The organism is Burkholderia sp. Ac-20345 (assembly GCF_017104825.1).
In the GTDB taxonomy this organism is placed as follows: domain Bacteria; phylum Pseudomonadota; class Gammaproteobacteria; order Burkholderiales; family Burkholderiaceae; genus Burkholderia; species Burkholderia lata_B.
In genome coordinates, this window is sequence record NZ_JAAGPO010000563.1 from 1 (window position 1) to 542 (window position 542).

A 542-nucleotide genomic window follows, 5' to 3' on the forward strand; every position below is an offset into this window, starting at 1 on the left:
TCGAGCCATTCGCGGGTTTCCTGCGGGTCGATGTCGGGTAGCGCGAGAGGTGCGGTCATGCAATGTCTCCAGAAGCATAAGACTGCGCGGGGCGACGGTCGTGGCGCCGCATCGCGCGACGGAACGCCCGCCGATCGGCGGGCAGATAGTTGCAATTGCAATCGTGTGAGGGCAATTGTTATCGAGGTAAAATTTAATTGCAACTGCAATTCAACGAGAGGAACGACCTGACATGAGCGCACCCGAACCCGATCTGTGGTTCTCGTTCGTCCGCGCGCACCGGACGATGATTCGCGAGATCGAGCGCCGCCTCGCGGCGGCTGGCCTGCCGGCCTACGCGTGGTACGACGCGTTGTGGGGGCTCGAAAGCGGGCCCGACGGCACGCGCCGCATGCACGAACTGGCCGACGTGCTCGCGATCGAGCGCTACAACCTCACCCGGCTCGTCGACCGGCTCGAACAGGAAGGGCTCGTCACGCGTGCCCGTTCGGCGGATGACGGCCGTGCCGCGTACGCGAGCATCACCGACAAGGGGCGGACGC

At 64.9% G+C, this 542-nt stretch carries 1 protein-coding gene; it reads left to right on the top strand.

The features are described 5' to 3' along the window. Window positions 1–232: 232 nt before the first annotated feature. Window positions 233–542: MarR family transcriptional regulator (locus G3O06_RS48695; RefSeq protein ID WP_205820511.1), on the top strand; the 310-nt coding region annotated here is incomplete at its 3' end.